Source organism: Pontibacterium sp., assembly GCF_964228735.1.
Taxonomy (GTDB): Bacteria; Pseudomonadota; Gammaproteobacteria; order Pseudomonadales; family Balneatricaceae; genus Pontibacterium.
Map to the genome: position 1 here is coordinate 1 of NZ_CAXRBQ010000110.1, position 6675 is coordinate 6675.

Below are 6675 nucleotides of genomic sequence, written 5' to 3' on the forward strand. Positions count from 1 at the left end.
AAGAACAAAATGCAGGCACTGGGCGCAGCGATGAGAAAGCTGGTCCACCTGTGCTTTGGCGTGGTGAAAAGCCAGGAAAAGTTCCAGCTACACCCGCTCTAAAAGCGTTTGTAGCCAGAATCGAGAGATGGTATCTACAAGATGCATCAAGCTCGTTCCCATGCTCTGCGTGGGAACGCATACCTGTAGGTTGGCCAACGCAACGCGTTGCCCAACACATCAGGTATACAAAGAAGATAAAAGAAAACGGAGCCGTCCCTAACTATGAGGGGGGAAAGGAACGGCCCCGTTGGGATGGGAAAAGAGAAAGGGACTTAACCTCAGAAACTACCGCTCAAACGTAACCACACATTACGGCCTAGTTCTGCCACCTGCACCGGATCGCTATCCAACAGGTAATCGCGGCTTTCGTGCAGGGTGTAGAACTTGTCGAACAGGTTATCCACGCCCATCGCTACGGTTACCCCCATCGGCAGTGTGTACTCACCATGCAGGTTTACCAGACCATACCCCGGCGTTGCACGTACATCCTGACCACCACAGGTTGAGCTGCTCAGACATACATCGTTCTGCGCATCCACCAATTTCCACTCAACACCTGCCTTCCAGTTGTTACGCACGTAATCCAGGGAGTTGGTCAGCTCCAGCGGAGAGATCCGCGACAGATCCGTACCGTCATCCTCATTACTGCCCTGCAGCCAAGCCAGGGAGCTACCCAGAATGATGTTGCTGTTCAACTGGTAGGTCACCTCAAACTCCACCCCGTACAGTTCGGCGTCGATATTGCGGTAGATATCACCGCCACTGACGGTCTGGCGCAGGATGTAGTCATCCACACGGTTGTACCAACCACTCAGCATCCAATTCAGGTCATCCGTGTTGCTGGCCAGTGCCACTTCCAACTGGTGGTGCTTCTCCGGTTCGATCTGTGGATTACCCACCCATTTGGAACCCATGCCCATCATGTTGGCCTTAGCGATATAACGCTCGGTCGCATCAGCAGTGCGCACACTGCGGGAAACGGTGGTTTCGACGCTGTACTGATCATCGATACGGTGTGTCCAGCTGATCAGGCCACCCACATTATCTTCGGTGCTATCCGTATCGGTGGTGCCGTATTTCTGGTTGTAGAGGTTGGTTGGGGTATTCACGCCGCCCATACCAAAGGCTTCGTTTGCACGGCTGGCGCTGGCGTCCACACGGTCGTACCGCAGACCCGCCTTCAGCACATCATCTTCACCCAGCGCTTTTTCACCTTCAATAAACAAACCGGTCTGGTCGATCGCCACACCCGGCCAGTGGCTGAATACCGCCGCGCCGCTGGAGATCATATTCGCCTGGGCGTTACGGTCGTTGTTCTGCATATCCACACCAAAGGTCCAGTCGATATCCGCAGCGTTGGCTTCCAACAGCACACGGAAACCTTCGGTATCCGAGTTAGACGGCGCTTCCATGGTGGCGTTTTCCATCAGGTGTTCCACATCGGACTGGTACAGGTCCACACGCAAATATTGCATCGGTCCGCTTCGGAAATCGTGGGTCAGTTTCAGACGGGTACTTTCAGAATCGGCAAACGGGCTGTCCATCATCGCCCCCGGGAACTCTACATCTTCCTCGCCGGATTTTTCAAAGCTTGCTTCCAGTGTGGTGTCTTCGCTCAGACGGATACCGGCCAGCAATGCGTTGGAATCACTTTCGTACTCCGCATCCACCTTGTTGCCGTTGCCGTCTTCGTAATCCTGCGCTTCCGAGTGATGCGCGATAAAACGCACGTAGGCGTCATCGTCACCCATCGCGGCATCGAAGCCGATTTCACCTTTATCACCGTTGCCCTCGTAACTGCCCGCCAGCTCTACGTTATAACCCTTCTCGTCAATCAACGGCCAGTCACGCTCAAACAGCACGGTACCGCCGGAACCTCCGCCACCATACACCACGGTGCGGTTACCTTTAATCACGGTCACACGGTCGTAGCTTTCAACAGAGGTATACGCGGTTGGCGGGTCCATACGGTTGGGGCAACCGCCGTGGATGTAGCCACCATCCAGCAAGATATTCAGCTGGGTCTCTTTCTGACCACGGATCACCGGATCGATAGCGCGACCGCCCATACGAATACCGGATACGCCGGTCAGACTTTTCAGCAGCTCACCGCCATCAGATACCGGCGAGGCCTGCACGCCGGTCGTGGTTTCACGCACGGTGGTTTCCAGCTGGGGCAAACCGCGGTTGATCTCGATAATCAGATTCCCTTCCGAGTCAGACGCCTGCGCCATGGTAGATACCGCCATTGCGACGGCAACGGTGAGTGCTTGTTTATTCACAACGAACCCCTTTATTAGAACTCTCTAAATTGATGGCGGCAGAGTCTAATCAAAAGGATTCCGTTTTCAGATGTGACACGGCGTCGCGCGGCAGGATGCCGCGCGTCATCCTGTCGCATCTCTATGAAAGCAAAGACTTTTTGCGTAAGGGAAAACCACAAATGCGTCAAAGTTTCCAAAAATAAACTTTTGGATAACGATGGTCACATTTGATTCATAAAACGGTATGATAGCGGCCAATTTTTACCCAATACAGAATACGTATTAACCATGGGATCTGTTCGGTCACTGCACCTGGCCGTCTGGAACCCCTAACCGTTATTTTCGGGGACTAAAAATGCAGGCAACCAACCACTCAAATGGCCCGCTGACCCTGTCCGATCTGGAACAGAAGGACGCTTTCGTCGCGCGCCATATTGGCCCATCCACAGCCGAACAACAGGCGATGCTGCAGTATTTGGACGTGAACTCGCTGGACGAGCTCATCGACCAGACGGTACCGGAGGCAATCCGCGTACCGGCACCGATCAACCTGGCCGAAAGCCGCACCGAAGAGGAAGTACTGACTTACCTGAAAGAGGTTGCGAGCAAGAACGTCATCAACCGTTCCATGATCGGTATGGGCTACACCGATACCATCGTACCGAACGTGATCCTGCGTAACGTGCTGGAAAACCCAGGCTGGTACACCGCGTACACCCCTTACCAGCCAGAGGTGTCCCAGGGTCGTCTGGAAGCCCTGCTCAACTACCAGCAGATGGTTTTGGACCTGACCGGTCTGGACCTGGCCAACGCCTCCCTGCTGGACGAAGCAACTGCGGCCGCAGAAGCGATGACCCTGTGTAAGCGTATGGCGAAAGCCAAGAAAGCCAACGCCTTCCTGGTGGACAGCAACGTACACCCACAGAGCATCAGCGTGATCGAAACCCGCGCCGAGCCGCTGGGTTACGAAGTGATCGTCGGCGACCTGAACGAACTGGTCGACCAGCACGAATTCTTTGGTGTGCTGGCTCAGTACCCGGGTACTGAAGGTGAGATCAACGACTACGCAGCGCTGATCGACAAGGTTCACGCTAAGAAAGCCCTGTTCTGTGCAGCCGCTGACATCATGAGCCTGGTCCTGCTGAAGTCTCCTGGCGAGCTGGGTGCCGATGTAGTCTTCGGTTCTGCCCAGCGTTTTGGTGTGCCGATGGGCTTTGGTGGCCCACACGCGGCATTCTTTGCCACCCGTGACGCCTACAAACGTTCCGTACCGGGCCGTATCATCGGTGTATCTGTCGACGCACGCGGCAAGCAAGCCCTGCGTATGGCGATGCAGACCCGCGAGCAGCACATCCGTCGTGAAAAGGCGACCTCCAACATCTGTACTGCACAGGTGCTGCTGGCCAACATGGCGGCGTTCTACGCTATCTACCACGGCCCTGAAGGCCTGAAGACCATCGCCGGTCGTATCCACCGCATGGCCGACATCCTGGCGAAAGGTCTGCAGAGCAAAGGCATCGAACTGGCGAATGACACCTGGTTCGACACCCTGACCCTGAACCTGGGCGACAAGCGTGATGCCGCTTACGAAGCCGCGCTGGCGGCAGGTATCAATCTGCGCAAGAACGGCAACGACAAGCTGGGTATCACCTGTGACGAGCGTACCGACCGCGCAGCCGTTGAAGCGCTGTGGACCGCGATCCTGGGTGACAACCACGGTCTGGATCTCAACGCGATCGACGCTGAACTGGCCGGCAACGGCAGCAGCTCCATCCCGGCGAACCTGAACCGTGAATCCGCTATCCTGACCCACCCGGTCTTCAACAGCTACCACAGCGAAACCGAAATGCTGCGTTACCTGAAGAAGCTGGAGAACAAGGATATCTCCCTGACCCACAGCATGATTGCGCTGGGTTCCTGCACCATGAAGCTGAATGCTACCGCAGAGATGATTCCTGTCACCTGGCCGGAATTCGGTAACCTGCACCCGTTCGCGCCGATGGATCAGGCACAGGGTTACAAGCAGATGATCGACGAGCTGGAAGAGATGCTGTGCGCCATCACCGGCTTCGACGCAATCTGCATGCAGCCAAACTCCGGTGCTCAGGGTGAATACGCGGGCCTGCTGGCGATCCGCAAATACCACCAGGCAATCGGTGAAGGCCACCGTAACATCTGTCTGATCCCAACCTCTGCCCACGGCACCAACCCAGCGTCTGCGGCACTGGCGGATATGAAAGTGGTACTGGTTGGCTGTGACGACAAAGGTAACGTCGATATCGCTGACCTGCAGGCAAAAGCGGCAGAGCACAAAGACGACCTGAGCTGCCTGATGATCACCTACCCGTCCACCCACGGTGTGTACGAGGAAGGGATCAAAGAGATCTGCCAGATCGTGCACGACAACGGCGGCCAGGTATACATGGACGGTGCGAACCTGAACGCACAGGTTGCGATCTCCCAACCTGCGGCGATCGGTGCAGACGTGTCCCACATGACCCTGCACAAAACCTTCTGTATCCCACACGGTGGCGGCGGTCCGGGCATGGGTCCTATCGGTGTGGCAGCGCACCTGGCACCGTTCGTAGCCAACCACCCGGTACAGCAGATCGACGGCCCTAAGGCAGAAAACGGCGCCGTATCTGCAGCACCATGGGGCAGCGCTTCCATCCTGCCGATCACCTACGTGTACATCGCACTGATGGGTGGTAACGGCCTACGTCTGGCAACTGAAAACGCCCTGCTGAACGCCAACTACCTGACCGCAAAACTGAGTGAGCACTACCCGGTGCTGTACACCGGCCGCAACAACCGTGTTGCGCACGAGTGCATCATCGACATTCGCCCACTGAAGGAAACGTCCGGTATCAGCGAAGAAGACGTGGCCAAGCGCCTGATGGACTTCGGCTTCCACGCACCGACCATGTCCTTCCCGGTAGCGGGCACCCTGATGATCGAACCAACCGAATCCGAGTCCAAAGCTGAACTGGACCGCTTTATCGAAGCGATGGTTAAGATCCGCGAAGAGATTCGTCTGGTTGAAGAAGGTCTGATGGACGCAAACAGCAACCCGCTGAAACACGCCCCTCACACCCTGGAAGACCTGATCGATCCAGAGTGGGATCGTCAATACGACCGTGCTCAGGGTCCGTTCCCGGTACCGGCACTGAAAGAAAGCAAAATCTGGCCAACGGTTAACCGTATCGACAACGTGTACGGCGACCGTAATTTGTTTTGTTCTTGTATTCCGGTAGAGGCGTACGCTGAGGATTGATGGTTCCTAAGTGTTGAAACTAAAAAGGCCGCTGGTGGGAATCAGCGGCCTTTTATGTAGCAAAGTCGAAGCATTAACTAGGTTATTTTCCGATAGCTCTAATTCATCTACTCATGTTCAAGCTTCGCTGCAGACAACTTATGATGCAAATTAGAAACAAACCGTAAATTACTTTTTATCACATACCAAACACACCTTGCTTGCATCCAGCACAAATATATCACCACTGATACGCCTCCAATTTTAACGGCGCCCGAAATGGACTCATAAAAAGGCATAACCGGTAATAATACTCGAAGCAAATATACAAAAAGCGTCGAAAGCATAACAAGTGCCGATACTGATATTACCACGACTAAATTTTCTATCCGGTTAGCGTCACCAGTATTTGCAATATATGAAACATCATCCTTTGCTATACTTGCTATCGCATTAGGGTATAAAAAACCAACCCACAAGCCTACGATAGTAAATATTGCCGCTGATATAGCTTGCAGTGAGCCAATAACATTCTTAATATCGTCAAACTGCACATCTCCCGCAGATAGACTGCACACCACAATGATAACCAGTAGCACGAAAACCTCTAGCATCACCGTGGGTAAAATTTCCTCAATAGCGTTAGATAGTTCCGTGTTCATTCTATTATCCTACTTTTTGCTTTTCTTCATCGGATATTTCAGAATGGTTCTCATCCGGCTGTTCAAGCTTATCCAGAGGTTCTAATAGCTCAGTCCGAATATTATTGATTCTATTCAACAAGTATTCTGGTGAGTAATGTTCCTCTCCATCAGATGCAGGAACGGGCAGCTTCGCTCTAACAACATACCTGATTCCGTGACTTAAAACTCAGCTTCGCATCTCCACACACCTGTAACCACGCGGCCTGCGGCGGTAATATGGACGCCATTCTCTATTCACCCAGACAGTGATATCTGAGTATGCGTACCTTCTAGCTGGAACAGTCCAAAACCGAGATTATCACACCCCACGGCGGTCTGGCGCTGGTTGGCCACAGTGTCAACAGAATGACCTCCCTGGCCAAAACCTCGCGCGCCATCGTCAAGCGCCATGGCATCGCTAACATCGATCTTA

The 6675-nt window shown here is 54.0% G+C and carries 3 protein-coding genes and 2 pseudogenes; 3 read left to right on the plus strand and 2 right to left on the minus strand.

Features of this window, described 5'->3' with window-relative positions; all coding sequences use genetic code 11:
* A pseudogene (locus ACEQ15_RS12485) lies at positions 1–102 on the plus strand (IS110 family transposase); the annotation flags it as partial.
* A 218-nt stretch (positions 103–320) separates the two neighbouring features.
* On the opposite strand, the gene ACEQ15_RS12490 reads toward ACEQ15_RS12485, so the two are convergent.
* Positions 321–2324 (minus strand): TonB-dependent copper receptor, encoded by a 2004-nt coding sequence (locus tag ACEQ15_RS12490; protein ID WP_370279524.1) that lies wholly within the window; start codon positions 2322–2324, stop codon positions 321–323.
* Between the two features lie 337 nt (positions 2325–2661).
* Here ACEQ15_RS12490 and gcvP point away from each other — a divergent pair, with 337 nt between their 5' ends.
* On the plus strand, positions 2662–5580 hold the full coding sequence (gene gcvP / locus ACEQ15_RS12495) for an aminomethyl-transferring glycine dehydrogenase (RefSeq protein ID WP_370279525.1): 2919 nt from the start codon (positions 2662–2664) through the stop codon (positions 5578–5580).
* A 107-nt stretch (positions 5581–5687) separates the two neighbouring features.
* Here the strand turns inward: gcvP and ACEQ15_RS12500 are convergent, their stop codons facing one another.
* Positions 5688–6221: a hypothetical protein gene (locus ACEQ15_RS12500; protein ID WP_370279526.1), complete on the minus strand. Its 534-nt coding sequence runs from the start codon at positions 6219–6221 to the stop codon at positions 5688–5690.
* 315 nt (positions 6222–6536) lie between these two features.
* Between ACEQ15_RS12500 and ACEQ15_RS12505 the strand changes: the two are divergent.
* Positions 6537–6675: pseudogene (locus ACEQ15_RS12505) on the plus strand (IS1380 family transposase); the annotation flags it as partial.